We start from the raw sequence: 16,320 nt of genomic DNA, 5'->3' as shown, positions 1-16,320 counted from the left end.
CGACAAGATGTCGATTAAACATCAACAGACAACTGACGAATCTGCGCTTTTAGTCCCGGTAGCAGACTCGAACTGGCGCTGAATTTTCGCAACCCCACGCGAAGCAATGTTTCTGTGGCATTTGGATCGCCAGCCATCTCACCGCACATACTGACCGGTATGCCCGCGCGATCGCCTGCTGCACAAGTGAGTTCAATAGCTTTTAGTACCGATGGTTCAAAGTAGTTCACCAATTCGGCAACGGCGGCGTTGCCTCGATCGGCTGCCATAACATATTGAGTCAAATCATTGGTGCCAATAGAGAAAAAGTCGACTTCTTGTGCTAACGCATCAGCATTCAACACCGCAGCTGGTACCTCAATCATAATACCAACGGACAAATGAGTCGCATCCAAGCCGAGTTGGTTCGCTTGATGCGCCAACAGCGCTTTTACTTTTCTCACTTCTTCAACCTGAGCCACCATCGGTATCATCAATTGAATATTCGGTTGCTCGTGAAAGGCTCTCAGAATGGCTCGAAGTTGGGCGGTAAACAATGACTCATGTTGAAGGCACAACCGCACCCCTCTCAAACCTAAAAATGGATTATCTTCTGCTGGCATAGGATAAGCGGCTAAAGGCTTATCACCGCCAACATCTAAACTTCTAATCGTAAGTGGCTTATCACCAAGTGCGGCAGCAATATCACGATACACTTGGTATTGCGCTTCCTCAGTCGGCAACTCATCACTGTTTTGAAATAGAAACTCAGTCCGGAATAGACCAACGCCCTCAGCTCCTGATGTTAGTGCATCATCAATATCTTTCGGTCCACCAATATTGGCGAATACTGGAATATGGACACCATCACAGGTGACTGCGGCTTGCTGAGCTCTCGCTAGTGCACTTTGTCGGATGCTTTGCCACTCAATTTGTTGCGCTTCTAATTCTTGCTGTACGGAATCTGAAGGAGAGAACCATAAATGCCCTCGGAAGCCATCAATAGTCACCACTTGACCAGCACGCACAGCATCAAGGCAGCCCTGAGCTTTAACGATGGCAGGAATCCCCATCGCACGAGCAAGAATCGCACTGTGAGAGGTTTTCCCTCCTTCACTCAAACAGATACCAAGCACTTTCGATTTATCAAGCCCGGCCACATCAGAAGGCATCAGGTCGCGGGCCAACAAAATACTCGGTTCCTGAATGTCGATGGCATTAGGCGTTACACCTGTCATTTCGACCATAACTTGGCGTGCGATATCATGCACATCTGCTTCGCGCTCCCGCATGTACTGACTTTCTGCCTGGCGAAACTCTTCGGCCAACGTTTGCAGTGATTCTATCCAAGCTTGCTCGGCTATCATGCCCGTTTGAATTCGCGCCTCAACCGATGCCCATAACTCTGGGTCACTGAGCATCATGCTATGAGCAGAAAATATTTCCCCTTTCGGCTGCTTCGCTTGCTCCTGCAAATGTTGAACAACCACGCCTATCGCATGCTTAACCCGTTCAATTTCATCTTGTTCACTTTGGAAATCACGTTCAGGCACAGCTGGAATTTCATGGGTAAAAAGGACAGCTGGAGCAGTTGCGATACCGTCATTGACTCGAATACCAACAACAGCACCTTCAATCTGACTTGAGGCCATATCATCGAGCAGAGTATCCGTGCTCTCTTCAGGCTCGATAATGCCTTGCTCAACCGCCTCTTTTTCTCCGAAGTGCTCATGAGCTAAGGCTTCAAATGCCTGAATTGCTTCACTAGATTGAGGTCCGAGTGCGCACAGCGTGATCGTCTCTTGGCTACGAACGCCAAGTTTCGCAATGCTGTTTAAGCTCTTCGCGTTTACACGGCGCTCGCCTTTTTTCAACCATAATTGGCAGTCAAAAGGCGCGAGTGCACCAACAATGGCCGCTGCGGGACGAGCATGTAATCCATGCGGATTTTGCACTACCCAATCAAATGTCCGTTCTTGCTCAAAGTTCTCTGATACTGGCGCTATCTCAGCGGATGTTAGTGGCTGATCACCAAGGTGCTCCCGTTTTACGCTTAACGCATTCTGTGCCTCTTCGACTACCGTCGATAAAGGTAGCCCGGCAGCAGCAGCCACCGACGCCGCCATGGTCCCTTCAACAATGGGGGCCGAGATAAGGGTGACATTTTCCCTCACATGATCATCAATCAGATCCAGAGCCATTTCCGTGCTAAGCAACGCGCTGCCAAGATCCATCAACACAACAACCCCTTGTTGATCATGTGCCTGCTCAATCGCTTCCATCACGGCAATAGCATCAGTTCCGATCGGGTTCTCTGGATCATCAATCCCAGCCGCAATCGCAAGCTTGGCTTTGCCTTGCGTCATTTGGGTGGCAAGTTCGGCCACCCCTTCCGCAAGGCGACGACTATGAGATACAACTACAATTCCCACCATCTTAATTACCTGCTATTGCCTGCTGTAGTGCTTTAATCATTAACAAAGAAGAGGTTGCGCCGGGGTCTTGGTGACCAATACTGCGTTCACCTAAATAGCTTGCTCGCCCTTTTTTCGCCAACATTTCAATCGTGGCAACCGCGTTCGTTTCTGCTAGCTCAACCATTTCATTCAATAAATGGTCAGCGCTCATGCCATTTTCTAACGACGCCTTCACGCTAACTAAAACGGGTAACCAAACATCACACATGGTTTTATCACCCAGTTCCGCTTTACCACGAGACACCACGCCATCCACACCGCTTTTTAGTGCATCAACCAACTCTTCAAACGTTAGTTGCTCTCGAGTTCCGACAGCGGCAGCCGTGCGAATAAACAGCGTGCCATACAGCGGGCCACTTGCCCCACCGACACTAGAAAGCAAGGTCATGCCCGTATTCTTGAGAATGCTGCCGATATTTTGGTCCGCAAATTGCGGCAGTTTTTCCGCGACTTTTTTAAAGCCTCGGTTCATATTGAGACCATGGTCTGCGTCACCAATATCACGATCAAGGTCGGTCAGAAAATCTTGATTCTCTTGATACGTTTTTGCACATAGCTCTAACCAGTGAACGATATGTTGTTTTTCAATTTGCATGTTTGCTCCCCCCTGTTACCACTTGATCGCGGCCGTATCGACAGGAGCATCAAACAGCTCCAACATCTCTTTATCTGCCTTCAACAACGTAATTGAAACGCCTTCCATATCGAGTGATGTACAGAAGTTACCAACCATATTACGCACGATACGGAACCCTGCTTGCTCACAGTTATGAGCAAGACGGCGGTACACTCCGTAAAGCTCTGAAGTTGGCGTACCGCCCATACCATTCACCATCACAATGTAGTCGTGTTCAGCAGCAAAAGGCTCAATGCTGGATTCCACTTCATCCCATTCACCTTCGTCACGATTCCAAATACGCAAAGTGCGCTGATAAGGTGTGTTTTCAGCAACTTCAGCAAACATTTCATCCACTAACGTATCGACGTCGGTGTATTTCACTCGCTTGATACCTGGTTCACCATGGATACCAACACCAAACTCCACTTCATCATCTTCCAGAACAAAAGATGGTTTACCCGCCGCTGGCACAACACAAGCATTAAGCGCCACGCCAAATGAACGACAGTGATTATTAACGCGACGAGCCAGTGCTTCACATTGCTCCAACGAATAACCTTTGTTCGCGGCAGCCCCAACTAACTTCTCAACCAATACCGTTCCAGCGACGCCACGGCGACCAGCGGTATACAGGCTGTCTTTGACTGCAACATCGTCATCCACCAACACCGACCCAACTTTAATGCCATCGGTATGAAGCAACTCCACGGCCGTTTCAAAGTTCAACACGTCGCCGGTGTAGTTTTTAATGATAAATAGCACGCCTTCACCAGTATTCACTTGGTTGCCACATTCGTACATTTGATCTGGCGTAGGTGAAGTAAATACCTCTCCTGGGCAGGCGCCTGTCAGCATACCTTTACCAATAAAACCTGCGTGCAAAGGTTCATGACCACAGCCACCACCAGAAACCAATGCCACTTGCCCCGGCGTTTCCTCATGCCACATGTAACGAGGTTCGTAGTTAGCTTTTAGCTCAGGGCGGGACAATGCCAGGCCTTCCATTTGCTGCAATACAACATCATCGACTTGGTTAATTAACTTTTTCATCGTTCTATCTCATTCCATTTATATTTTTATGTAGGGTATGAATTCATCTTAAACAGAGAAAAAGCGTACTCAACAAAAATCAATCCGTTTCATATTGAAACAAAATCTTCGACATTCTTGTTTCAATATGAAACGAAAAACGACAAATTTTTCTGAATAGTGATCGTCGCCATAAAGCATGCTGATGCTTATTACTTCTGACAGTCGGTTTGACACAGAGGTCATAAAAGCATGGAACAAAATCAGAGATATCCTTCACCACTTACCACACCAAACCTAATATAAACCTTATCGCTACAATGGATTTTCATTGCAGTCCAAAACACACATAAAAAAGGTTAAAGGTTTGAATTATGGACAAAATTATTATCAGCCCAAGCAAATACGTCCAAGGTGAACAAGTACTTACATCTATCGCTCACTATGTGAAAACATTGGGTGAACGTCCGTTAGTAATTGCTGATGAGTTCGTGACTAACCTGGTTGGTGATGACGTCAAACAAAGCTTTGCTGACGAAAAGCTTCCACTCACTATGAACATTTTTGGTGGCGAATGTTCGCGCGTTGAGATTGAACGCATCACGGACATTTGTGCGACTCAAAAACATGATGTCATTGTCGGTATTGGTGGCGGTAAAACGTTAGATACAGCAAAGGCCGTTGCGTTTTACACCAAAATTCCTGTCGTGGTGGTTCCTACGATTGCCTCGACTGATGCGCCAACCTCTGCTCTTGCGGTGATATACACACCAGAAGGTGAATTTGCGGAATACTTGATGATCCCTAAAAACCCAGACATGGTCATCATGGATACATCAGTCATCGCCAAAGCCCCTGTTCGCCTACTGGTATCGGGGATGGGTGACGCGCTTTCCACCTACTTTGAAGCCAGAGCCAACATGACCTCTGGTAAGGCAACAATGGCTGGTGGTTTAGCGACGCGTTCAGCGCAAGCGCTTGCGAAGCTCTGTTATGAAACCTTGCTTGAAGATGGTGTAAAAGCAAAAGCTGCGGTAGAAAATGGTGTGAGCACCAAAGCGGTAGAAAATATCATTGAAGCCAACACATACCTAAGCGGTATCGGTTTTGAAAGCAGTGGCCTAGCGGGCGCTCACGCTATTCATAACGGCCTAACCAAGCTCGAAGAGTGTCACCATCTCTATCATGGTGAGAAAGTCGCGTTCGGCACACTTGTTCAATTGGTGCTAGAAAACGCAGCGATGGAAGAGATTAATACGGTTCTCGCCTTCTGCCTCTCTGTAGGTCTACCAACCAACTTATTTGATATGGGCGTTAAAGAGCTTAATCACGCTAAGTTGCGTGAGGTCGCCGAAGCTTCAACGGCCGAGGGAGAAACCATCCACAATATGCCATTCCCAGTGACGGCAGAAAATGTCTACTCTGCTATTCTAACCGCTCATCAACTGGGCCAATAACCCAAATAACTTCAAACGAGTTTGAGTCTCAAAAGGCAAGCCAAGGTTTGCCTTTTATGCTTCAACTGACTTATCACTTCCATTGACACCTGCCGATGGCAACATCATAACAAACCGCGTCTTGTCTTTATCTGATGTTACTTTTATCTGTCCTTCATACGCTTGCACGATAGATTGGGTAATCGACAAACCTAGCCCTGCTCCTACACTGCCTACATGTTGGCGAGACTTATCTGCGCGATAAAAACGGTCGAAAAGGTACGGTAAGTTTTGCTCTGCAATGGTGTCACCTTGGTTGCTGACCGATATCGTCACCTGTTCATCAACCGCTTGAACGTCAATCACAATGGTTGAATCAGCATACGCATGACGAATCGCGTTGGAGAGCAAATTGCCCACTGCACGCTCAAACATGTTTTTGTCCATATAGAGCTGACCGTCGCCTGAGCTCACGATTTGCACATCGGCATCTTCGGCCAATATTTCAAAATACGCGACCAAACGGTCGATTTCCTCCTGCACCGCAAACACTTCGTCATGGCGATGAATGAGCTTGTTTTCGGCCTTGGCAATGTAGAGCAAATCGTTGATGGTTTTCGTGATGCGGTTGAGTTCTTCCAACGTTGAGGCAATCGCATCCTGATACTCTTCAGGCGTTCGACACGCACCTAAAATGACCTGATTTTGCGTGGTAATGTTGGTGAGTGGCGTTTTTAACTCATGTGCTATATCAGAAGAAAACTCGCTCAAGCGGCGAAAACCAGTTTGCAACCTATCGAGCATCGCGTTGTGTTTGTTGGCTAACTCGCGCAGTTCTATTGGCAACGAATCGGGGTCGAGACGAATGCCCATTTGCTCTGGTGATATCTGTTGAATGTGCTGATTCAATCCCACAATCGGCTTCAACCCACGTTTTACCATCCAACCGCTCAACGCGGAAGAAATCACAAACGCCAAACCGAGCGCCCAAAACAAAATCCAGTCGAGCTTATCCAAAAACAAAATATGGTGATTGATACTCATGCCGAGCACCACCTGATACTCCCCAGCTTGAAACGCAAACGCGCGAATATTCAGCGAGTCCTCACTCCATTCGATGGCGCGCTCGTGATTTAAGACCTGAGGTGAGCTAATGCTGTAGGCTCGGTTCTGAGGAATCGTCAGGCTCGAATTCTGATACACGTTCTGCTTGCCTTCAAACACCCACATATAGAGCGTACTGTTATTCGCTTGCTTGAACACATCCTCTGGCGAGCGTTTTAACTCGTTCTCAATGGCATTGAACTTACTGGAAATATAGCTGAAATCTTGCGAATAAAAGTGGCGCTCAATGGCGTACTGTAGGATGAAAGCCAAAGAAAAATAGGTAACAAACGTCATGCTAACAAACATCAGCACGAGCTTGTTTTTCATGGAAAAAGGCAGCGAAAACTTAGGCATCACGACTCTCTTCGAGTTTGTAGCCCATCCCTCTGACAGTGTGAATCAGTGGTTTATCGAACGGTTTGTCCACTTTGCTACGCAGACGTTTGACCGCCACATCAATCACATTGGTATCGCTGTCAAAGTTCATATCCCACACTAACGACGCAATGGTGGTACGTGAAAGCACTTGGCCAGTTTTGCGCATCAACAACTCAAGCAGGGCATATTCTTTGGCGGTAAGCGACATCGACTGCCCCGCGCGCGTGGCAACGCGTTTGATCATATCAAGTTCTAAATCTGCCACACGTAATGTTTGCGGCGATGCGACCACTTGCGCGGTAATATGATGACGAAATACGTTTTGAACACGCGCCAGTAGCTCCGCAAACGCGTAAGGTTTTACCACATAGTCATTGGCACCCAGCTCAAAACCGCGCACGCGATCTTCCACTTGCTCCTTCGCTGTCAGCATGATCACTGGGGTGTGAATCCCACTACTGCGCAATGTATTAAGCACCTGCCAACCATCGAGTTTAGGCAACATAATGTCGAGGAGGATTAAGTCATATTCTTCACTGGTAGCGTGATACAGCCCATCGACCCCATCATGCACTAAATCCACCACATACCCAGATTCAATCAAACCTTTTTGCAGATATTCTCCGGCTTTGTGCTCATCTTCGACGATCAATATTTTCAACTTTACTTACCTAGTATGTTAGCGGGAGGATGAGAACCCAGTATAAAGCTCGAAAAAGAGCATGATGTGAACCACACCATACTCTTCCTCCTTGGTAAACCATTATCGATTGTTATCGCGTTCGGCATAATGCACTTTGACATTCACTTTGCCCAAATATTCCAACTGACCATCTTCATTCATGCGTTCTTGCACGGTCACGAAGCCACCATCTTTTAAATGCGTACTGCGAGACTTCACATTAAACGTCAGGATATTGAGCTCTTTATTCAATTCACGAGCCGTCATGGTTTTAAGTGAATTGAGTTCAGACAGTGCCTGTTGATAAGCCTCATCTGACGTTGCCGTCGGCGTAACTGAGATTGTTTTCATCTCTTCGCGGCTCACGTAGTTGCCACCAGTGAAAAGTGGTTGAGCGAATGCAGATGCGCTAGTCATTGCCATTACCGTTACAAAAAGAGCAGTTTTGATTGCGTTCATGTTGTTAACCTTTGAGTGCTTGTTTTCAATGAGGTCATTATTGAACACCGCCTCTGACACCACCCTTTCAACAAAATGACATTTTTGTCATGAAAGTAACCTACTGGCGAAGGCTCTTGAGCGTTCCATTACGCTTAGAATAAGACAAAAAAAAGCGGCACATACTCTCGCATGTGCCGCTTGGGATTTTTGCTGTTAAGCGTAATTACTCAACCGTTACCGCTTTCGCTAGGTTACGTGGTTGGTCTACATCCGTACCTTTGATCAGCGCTACGTAGTATGACAGCAACTGCATTGGGATGGTGTAGTAGATCGCCGCCGTGATTTCACTAACGTGAGGCATCGTGATGATCTTCATTGTTTCATCGCCTTCGAAGCCTGCGTCTGCATCTGCGAATACGTATAGAAGGCCGCCACGTGCACGTACTTCTTCAACGTTTGATTTTAGCTTTTCAAGTAGGTCGTTACTTGGTGCAACCACAACAACAGGCATGTCAGCATCAATCAGCGCTAGAGGACCATGTTTCAGTTCACCCGCCGCGTAAGCTTCTGCGTGGATGTAAGAGATCTCTTTCAATTTTAGAGACGCTTCCATCGCGATTGGATAGAATTCACCACGACCTAGGAACAGTGTGTGGTGCTTGTCTGCGAAATCTGTCGCTAGTGCTTCAATGTCTTTCTCGAAAGAAAGTGCCGCGTTGATTTGCTTAGGAAGTGCGTGTAGCGCTTCAACAATCTCTTTTTCTTTCTCTTTGCTAACGCGACCTTGCTCTTTACCTAACGCCGTAACCAGCATCAATAGTGCAGAAAGCTGAGTCGTGAACGCTTTGGTTGAAGCGACACCGATTTCAACACCAGCGCGAGTCATGAACGCAAAATCTGATTCACGAACCAAAGAAGAACCTGCTACGTTACAAATGGTCATCGCCGCCATGTAACCTTTTTCTTTCGCAAGACGAAGTGCTGCTAGCGTATCGGCGGTTTCACCAGACTGAGACAACGTGATCAATAGGCTGTTTGGACGAGTCACAAACTTGCGGTAACGGAATTCAGAGGCAATTTCTACGTCACAGCTCACGCCAGCAATGTCTTCAAACCAGTAACGCGCTGTCATACCTGCGTTGTAAGACGTACCACACGCAACGATTTGTACGTGTTCTACTTTGCTTAGAATGTCAGCCGCATGCACACCGATCGCATCAGTTACAACAGAGTCTGCCGTGATACGGCCTTCCATTGTGTTGATCAACGCTTTAGGTTGCTCATAGATTTCTTTTTGCATGAAGTGGCGGTATTGGCCTTTATCGCCAGCATCATGTTCTGCGTTGGATTCTACGATTTCACGCTCAACCAGCTCGCCCGTTGCGTCAAAGACAGTAACTTCACGGCGAGTGATTTCTGCCACATCACCTTCTTCTAGGTACATGAAACGGCGCGTTACATTCAGTAACGCAAGTTGGTCAGAAGCCAGGAAGTTTTCACCCACACCAAAACCAATTACGATCGGGCTGCCTGAACGTGCAACTACGATGCGTGAAGGATCTTTGCGATCCAACGCTACCGTGCCGTATGCGCCTTCAAGTTGTTTTGCTGTTTTTTGTACTGCTTCTAGTAGCGTTTCTGAAGTGCGAAGTTCCCACTCAACCATGTGTGCGATAACTTCTGTATCCGTTTGAGATTCAAACACGTAACCACGAGATTGAAGCAATTCACGAAGCTCTTCGTGGTTTTCGATAATACCGTTATGTACAACAGCAATATCGCCAGACATATGTGGGTGTGCATTAACTTCAGATGGTTCACCGTGCGTCGCCCAGCGAGTGTGTGCAATACCCGTTCCGCCGATCACTTTTGCTTCTTCTACTGCATCAGCCAGTTCTTGCACTTTACCCAAGCGACGAACGCGCGTTAGGTTTGACTCGCCATCAACAACAGCAACGCCAGCAGAGTCGTAACCGCGGTACTCTAAGCGGCGTAGACCTTCAACCAAAATTTCTGCAACATCTCGTTGTGCTACTGCACCTACGATTCCACACATGTGTTTATCTCCGTTTGTAGTTTTGTTCTTCCCTAGCCATGTTTCAGATAGAGGCAGCAAGCAAAGGCCTGTATTCAGAGGGAAGTGAAATATGAAACTGATTACATTATTAGATTAGGCGCAAATAACTTTCACGCCATGTTGTTCAATCTGTATTTTGTGTTCTTGCTGAATATCAGCATCCGTCACTAGCACATCAATTTGATGCCAAGCGAGCTCTAAATTCGGGATCTTACGACCGATTTTTTCCGATTCGATCATGACGATCACTTCGCGCGACACTTCCGCCATCACCTTACTCAAACCAACCAATTCATTAAACGTTGTGGTGCCGCGTTCGAGATCGATGCCATCCGCACCGATAAATAGCTGGTCAAAATCGTAAGCTCGTAATACAGATTCGGCTACTTTGCCTTGAAAAGATTCTGAGTGCGTATCCCAAGTCCCGCCAGTCATCAGCAGTGTTGGTTCGCTCTCTAATTCATTAAGGGCGTTAGCAACATGCAACGAGTTGGTCATGACAACTAAGCCACGTTTGTCATTCAACTGTTGAATCAACGCAGCCGTCGTACTGCCACTGTCGATCACTATGCGATTATGGTCTCGAATCAGTGATGCCGCTGCTTTTGCCAAGTTTAGCTTTCGAGTCGAAACATTAGCGCTCAATTCTTCGTGAATGACTTCGGTTGGGATAGCAATCGCACCGCCGTAGCGGCGTAGAAGTTGGCCATTTTTCTCTAAAGAAGCTAAATCCTTTCTAATCGTGACCTCTGAGGTTTCGAATTTCTGAGCGAGTTCGTCAACGCTGACTTCTCCTAGCTCAGAAACCAAGTTAGAAATGGCGTGTCTTCTTAGTTGAGTGTTTCGTTTCGACATTTACGTTTTGAACTTAAGTTTCGATGTGAAACTTATTATAGTCAAACCGAAACTTTTAAGTCCATTTATTTCGATCCAAAAAATTAATATTTCTCGATAAAACCTTGTCCTAAGACAATTCTTAAACAGTGATATTGGATTCATTCAGTGGTAGAATTCGCCACCGAAAAGAAAAAAAATTACAGAATTGAAGGCTATTTTTTTGCAACTTTCTGCATATAAAGTGGGATTAGTCACAAAAAGGTAACCAAAATCGCCGATCTTTTAGTCATAAAATGACTAAACTTGGTGAAAGACTTTCAGAATCTGAAGTACTGATAATGAGGCGAAAAATCGGTGGGTGACAGGCACTAAATGTCATCAATAACGCCCTAACTTCAGAGTAAACAACCGACTTTCAAATTGTAACTATACTTACCGGAGAGTATCTTCCATGAAAAAGACCAAAATCGTATGTACGATTGGCCCTAAAACTGAATCTGTAGAGAAGCTAACTGAGCTAGTGAACGCAGGCATGAACGTAATGCGTCTTAACTTCTCTCACGGTGACTACGAAGAACACGGCACTCGTATCGCGAACTTCCGTAAAGTAATGGAAGCTACTGGCAAACCACTAGCAATTCTTCTAGATACTAAAGGTCCAGAAATCCGCACTATTAAGCTAGAAGGCGGTAACGACGTTGATCTAGTAGCTGGTCAAGAATTCACTTTCACAACTGACACTTCAGTTGTAGGTAACAAAGATAAAGTTGCAGTAACTTACGCAGGTTTCGCAGCAGACCTAAACGTAGGTAACACTATCCTAGTCGACGACGGTCTAATCGAGATGGAAGTTATCTCTAAGACTGAAACAGAAGTTAAATGTAAAGTACTTAACAACGGTGCACTAGGCGAGAACAAAGGTGTTAACCTTCCTGGCGTTTCTGTAAACCTACCTGCTCTATCTGAAAAAGATAAGAACGACCTTAAATTCGGTTGTGAGCAAGGCGTTGACTTCGTAGCAGCTTCTTTCATCCGTAAAGCTTCTGACGTTCAAGAAATCCGTGAAGTTCTAGCGGCAAACGGCGGCGAGAACATCCACATCATCTCTAAGATCGAAAACCAAGAAGGTGTTGATAACTTCGACGAGATCCTAGAGCTTTCTGACGGCATCATGGTTGCTCGTGGTGACCTAGGTGTTGAAATCCCAGCTGAAGAAGTAATCTTCGCTCAGAAAATGATGATCGAGAAGTGTAACCGTGCACGTAAGATGGTTATCACTGCAACTCAAATGCTTGATTCTATGATCAACAACCCACGTCCTACTCGTGCGGAAGCAGGCGACGTTGCTAACGCAGTAATGGACGGTACTGACGCAGTAATGCTTTCTGGTGAAACAGCGAAAGGTAAGTACCCAGTTGAAGCGGTAACTATCATGGCCCAAATCGCGAACCGTACTGATTCAGCGCTAAAAGCTGAGCTAGGTTCTCGTCTAGACAGCCCACGTCTACGTATCACTGAAGCAGTATGTAAAGGCGCAGTAGACACAGCTGAGAAACTGGCTGCTCCACTTATCGTTGTTGCAACTGAAGGTGGTAAATCTGCACGTTCAGTACGTAAATACTTCCCAACTGCAAACATCCTAGCACTAACAACAAACAAGAAAACAGCAGCACAACTTGTTCTAACTAAAGGTGTGACGCCAGTTGTTGTTGATTCTATCGAAAGCACTGACGCATTCTACGTAGCAGGTAAAGAGCTTGCTCTAGAATCTGGTCTAGGTAACAAAGGTGACATCGTAGTGATGGTTTCTGGTGCTCTAGTCGCTTCAGGCACTACGAACACAGCTTCTGTACACGTACTATAAGACTGAACTTTTCATACTTCAGTTGATTGATAAAGAGGGCTTATGCCCTCTTTTTTTATATGGCTTTCTTGCTCTAATAATAGCCTAACTGTATCATTCACCATGCGCAGAATTGCGTACTGTTTAATTTTGTCGTCACGATTAAAATTTCTATGAGGTGTATGTGTCCAGTCCCACTCTTACCGACAAAGTATCAAAAATGATCCGTCAGGATATTCTCGATGGCGTGCTTAAACCGGGTCAAAAACTCGTGGTTGCGGAACTCAAAGAGAAGTACAACGTAGGAGCGTCACCCATTCGCGAAGCTTTGGTGCAGTTATCGTGGAGCAAATACGTCAAACTCGAGCCGCAAAAAGGCTGCTGGGTTGCACCTGTATGTAAAGATGAGTTGAATGACTTGTACGAGAGCCTACAAATGGTCTCTGCATGCCTACTAAATAAAGCAATTGTGATTGGCGATGAAAATTGGGAACTGGACGTCCTAACCGCTTATCACAAGTTATCCCGCTCTAAATCTGGCGAAAGCTTTTGCTGGAAGGAATGGGAAGAACGCCATAATCAGTTTCTTACTGCGCTGTTTGAAGGCGCTGGCTCTGCCAATATGTTTGGTTTTTTCCGTGATCTACTCACGCAAATTAAGCGTTACCAATATTTTGCTATGCAAATGTTAGGTACAGGAAACCCAGGGCACTGTAATATCGATGAGCAAGAAATGCTGATGAAGACGTCGTTAGATAAAAAGAGCCAGGATGCTTTAGGTTATCTAGAGCGTTATTTGAGACAGTCAATGCAATGTATCGAAGCGGCCATCGACAACCAATATCGCATACTGGCTAGCGAATAACGCAGAGGCTAAAATAAGCATAAAAATCGGGGTCTATCCCCGATTTTTTGTTTTTGAAAAAGAGCTAAGCAATATCATCGAAACTATGGCATAGCGATACGCAGTTACGCCCTGCACTTTTGGATTCATACAAGGCAATATCAGCACATTTATAAGTGCGCGTGCGATCAGAAGTTAAATCACTATACCCGGCACTAACGGTAATAGCTCTATCACTGCGCAGTTGAACCGCCACACGTAACCGGTTCAATACAACTTCTGCTTCTTCGAGTGTGGTATGCGGCATGATCACCGCAAACTCCTCACCACCGACGCGAGACACAAAGTCAGTACTGCGCACCTCTTTAAGAAGAGTCTCCGCGACACTGCAAATCACTTTGTCCCCTTCATCGTGCCCAAGTTCATCGTTAATGCGCTTAAAGTGGTCAATATCAAACAACGCCAAACATGCAGGGGGACTATCAGGATAACGCTCAATAATCCCGGCATATTGCGCTAATTGCTCTTCAAATTTTCGACGGTTCCACAAGCCCGTCAAACCATCTTTTTCACTGAGGTTGCGTAGCTTTTCTTCCAGCTCTTTTTGCTCGGATATATCCACCAGCGACGTGATGTAATAGCTTACTTTACCTGACTTGGTTAAGTTTGCCTGAATGCGCATAATGGCGGTAAATACGTGATTAAACTTGGTTCGACAACGAACCTCACCTTCCCAAACGTGCTCGTTCGCAAGCTTATTCCAAATATTGAGGGTCGACTCGAGATCTTCCGGTAAGAAAATTAGATTATGCGCATTCCAGCCTTGAGTATGCTTGGTGGAATAGCCCATCATGTTTTCAAATTCTTGGTTCACCATAATGATTCGATGCGACGCATCTGAGATCATCACCGCAGTCATGCCATCAAGTGCAGCCCGAGCTAACTTCGATTCCATACTATGACGTCGATAGTGCAGGGCTAGCGCGGTCGTTGGTAAAGTAAAACCAAACACCAAACTTAATACAAAAAACGCTTCTTGGATTAAGTCATCAATATCTCGCTGAGATCGAGATAGTAATTGCTCATTCGTGAGATCAATCACCAGATGAAGTGGTTCACTAGAAACAAATTGGATCGTGCTATACGCAATCAAATTCGAGCCGTTGTACTCATAGCCCGAAACCTCTGAGATCATCGTGCGCCAAATGTTGGGGTACATCCGGCCAAAATTAAATTGAGAACGAGCTGGGATAATATTGCCGTACAAGCGTGATGACTTAGGACTCGCGATATAAAAGCCATCACTTTTAATTAACTCAATATGAAAATCCCGCACCGGTGAGTAGTTGAGTCGAGAAGATAAATACTCAATATCAACATTAAGAACAAGATACCCTTCGCGTTTCCCATTGAGAGAAATCGGCATCAGAATACGCAATGAAGGGCTATAAGGGTAAACAAGCTCACCATTTTCCCGCTCCAGTTCAATCCCCCACGACGCAATTTCATCATTACCTAAACCTTGCGCGTAATGAAAATAATCCCGCTCTGACTTGTCATGTAATTTGAGGGCGGGTGCAGCGATACCCGTTTTGAAATCGTAATTAATCCGTGCTTTTTCCTGACCGGTAATATCAAGAAAACGAATTTGTTTATATAGCTTTTGGTTGATCGCAACCGAGATCCACATATCTTCTAAGATAGAAAGGTTGACCCGGTTCGGCTGACGTAGATAGTCGTAAAGACTTTGGCTGTGACCGAGAAGATCGCTGATCGTCTCAATTTGATCCTGAATATTGTTGTATTCGCGACCAGTATAAGCCAGTTGGTGTAATGCTTCTTGAGCGGTATTCTCAACGTTACTCTCTAATAACGTCAGATATTTCTGATAATAGTAAACTGCAGTGAGCGCACTAAAAAATAGTGCTGTCGCCAACAATGTGCCGACTCGCTTAGGTATTTTCACGCGTCTACTGCCTATAATGCTTACTAAAACGACAATTATATCATTAATTGTTATTTTCTAAACAAAAAGCCACTTAGATTAAGTGGCTTTTCTATATGCAATTAGACAATTACGGTTTGAGTGCGCGCTCACCTCGGGCAATGCCCACTACCCCACTACGAGCAACTTCGACGACTTCAGTTACTTCAGATATCGCTTGAATGAAGGCATCCAACTTTTCACTCGTGCCCGCAAGTTGTACCGTGTATTGAGCAGCGGTGACATCCACGATCTGGCCACGGAAGATGTCCGCTGTCCGTTTCACTTCTGCTCGCGCAAAACCGCTGGCTTTCACTTTCACCATCATCAATTCACGTTCGATGTGCTCGTACTCGGTGACTTCTTGTACTTTCAGCACATCGATCAATTTGTGTAACTGCTTCTGAATTTGCTCCAACTGCATCTCATCAGACGTCGTGGTAATGTTCATTCGCGACAGCGTTTCATCATCTGTCGGTGATACCGTCAAAGATTCAATGTTGTAACCACGTTGAGAGAACAAACCAACAACACGAGACAACGCACCCGGTTGGTTTTCCAATAGCAGTGAAATAATGTGTCTCATA

Annotated in this window: 13 protein-coding genes; 3 read left to right on the top strand and 10 right to left on the bottom strand. The window is 45.8% G+C overall.

Annotated elements, in window-relative coordinates; genetic code table 11:
* Positions 1–14: 14 nt before the first annotated feature.
* The 3 genes from ptsP to dhaK are packed head-to-tail and all read right to left on the bottom strand — an operon-like array spanning position 15 to position 4,125.
* Positions 15–2,414: a phosphoenolpyruvate--protein phosphotransferase gene (ptsP, locus tag CBX98_RS05880; protein WP_109168762.1), complete on the bottom strand. Its 2,400-nt coding sequence runs from the start codon at positions 2,412–2,414 to the stop codon at positions 15–17.
* A 1-nt stretch (position 2,415) separates the two neighbouring features.
* The gene (gene dhaL / locus CBX98_RS05875) at positions 2,416–3,051 is read right to left on the bottom strand and encodes a dihydroxyacetone kinase subunit DhaL (RefSeq protein ID WP_005379705.1); all 636 of its coding nucleotides are present in this window, start codon (positions 3,049–3,051) and stop codon (positions 2,416–2,418) included.
* A 15-nt stretch (positions 3,052–3,066) separates the two neighbouring features.
* Positions 3,067–4,125 carry a dihydroxyacetone kinase subunit DhaK gene (dhaK, locus tag CBX98_RS05870; protein WP_005383055.1) on the bottom strand — a complete coding sequence of 353 codons (1,059 nt, stop codon included), beginning with the start codon at positions 4,123–4,125 and terminating at the stop codon, positions 3,067–3,069.
* 353 nt (positions 4,126–4,478) lie between these two features.
* On the opposite strand from dhaK, the gene CBX98_RS05865 reads away from it, so the two are divergent.
* Positions 4,479–5,561, top strand: coding sequence for a glycerol dehydrogenase (locus CBX98_RS05865; protein ID WP_109168761.1), 1,083 nt, complete (start codon positions 4,479–4,481; stop codon positions 5,559–5,561).
* 54 nt (positions 5,562–5,615) lie between these two features.
* Here CBX98_RS05865 and CBX98_RS05860 read toward each other — a convergent pair whose 3' ends face one another.
* The 5 genes from CBX98_RS05860 to CBX98_RS05840 all read right to left on the bottom strand — a co-directional run bounded on the left by CBX98_RS05860 (position 5,616) and on the right by CBX98_RS05840 (position 11,080).
* Positions 5,616–7,001 (bottom strand): heavy metal sensor histidine kinase, encoded by a 1,386-nt coding sequence (locus tag CBX98_RS05860; protein ID WP_172605929.1) that lies wholly within the window; start codon positions 6,999–7,001, stop codon positions 5,616–5,618.
* Positions 6,994–7,686 carry a heavy metal response regulator transcription factor gene (locus CBX98_RS05855; RefSeq protein WP_029805540.1) on the bottom strand — a complete coding sequence of 231 codons (693 nt, stop codon included), beginning with the start codon at positions 7,684–7,686 and terminating at the stop codon, positions 6,994–6,996. Before CBX98_RS05855 ends, CBX98_RS05860 begins: the two co-directional genes overlap by 8 nt.
* A gap of 102 nt (positions 7,687–7,788) precedes the next feature.
* Positions 7,789–8,166, bottom strand: coding sequence for a DUF3316 domain-containing protein (locus tag CBX98_RS05850; protein ID WP_005496993.1), 378 nt, complete (start codon positions 8,164–8,166; stop codon positions 7,789–7,791).
* A gap of 205 nt (positions 8,167–8,371) precedes the next feature.
* Positions 8,372–10,204 (bottom strand): glutamine--fructose-6-phosphate transaminase (isomerizing), encoded by a 1,833-nt coding sequence (gene glmS, locus CBX98_RS05845; RefSeq protein WP_005392238.1) that lies wholly within the window; start codon positions 10,202–10,204, stop codon positions 8,372–8,374.
* Positions 10,205–10,318: 114 nt separating this feature from the next.
* The gene (locus CBX98_RS05840; protein WP_005392240.1) at positions 10,319–11,080 is read right to left on the bottom strand and encodes a DeoR family transcriptional regulator; all 762 of its coding nucleotides are present in this window, start codon (positions 11,078–11,080) and stop codon (positions 10,319–10,321) included.
* 433 nt (positions 11,081–11,513) lie between these two features.
* Here CBX98_RS05840 and pykF point away from each other — a divergent pair, with 433 nt between their 5' ends.
* Both pykF and CBX98_RS05825 read left to right on the top strand, forming a co-directional pair.
* Complete coding sequence (pykF, locus tag CBX98_RS05830; protein ID WP_005392243.1) at positions 11,514–12,926, top strand: pyruvate kinase PykF; 1,413 nt, start codon at positions 11,514–11,516, stop codon at positions 12,924–12,926.
* A 157-nt stretch (positions 12,927–13,083) separates the two neighbouring features.
* Positions 13,084–13,770, top strand: coding sequence for a GntR family transcriptional regulator (locus tag CBX98_RS05825; protein WP_006742739.1), 687 nt, complete (start codon positions 13,084–13,086; stop codon positions 13,768–13,770).
* 64 nt (positions 13,771–13,834) lie between these two features.
* On the opposite strand, the gene CBX98_RS05820 is transcribed toward CBX98_RS05825, so the two are convergent.
* Together CBX98_RS05820 and ilvN are read right to left on the bottom strand one after the other, a co-directional pair.
* The gene (locus CBX98_RS05820; protein WP_005392251.1) at positions 13,835–15,715 is read right to left on the bottom strand and encodes a diguanylate cyclase; all 1,881 of its coding nucleotides are present in this window, start codon (positions 15,713–15,715) and stop codon (positions 13,835–13,837) included.
* Positions 15,716–15,824: 109 nt separating this feature from the next.
* On the bottom strand, positions 15,825–16,319 hold the full coding sequence (gene ilvN / locus CBX98_RS05815; protein WP_005392253.1) for an acetolactate synthase small subunit: 495 nt from the start codon (positions 16,317–16,319) through the stop codon (positions 15,825–15,827).
* Position 16,320: the final 1 nt, after the last annotated feature.

Origin of the sequence: Vibrio sp. T9, from assembly GCF_003123985.1 — a bacterium.
Classification (GTDB): Bacteria; Pseudomonadota; Gammaproteobacteria; order Enterobacterales; family Vibrionaceae; genus Vibrio; species Vibrio diabolicus.
Note: the sequence above shows the minus strand (reverse complement) of the source record. Positions and strands in the feature narration are given on the sequence as shown.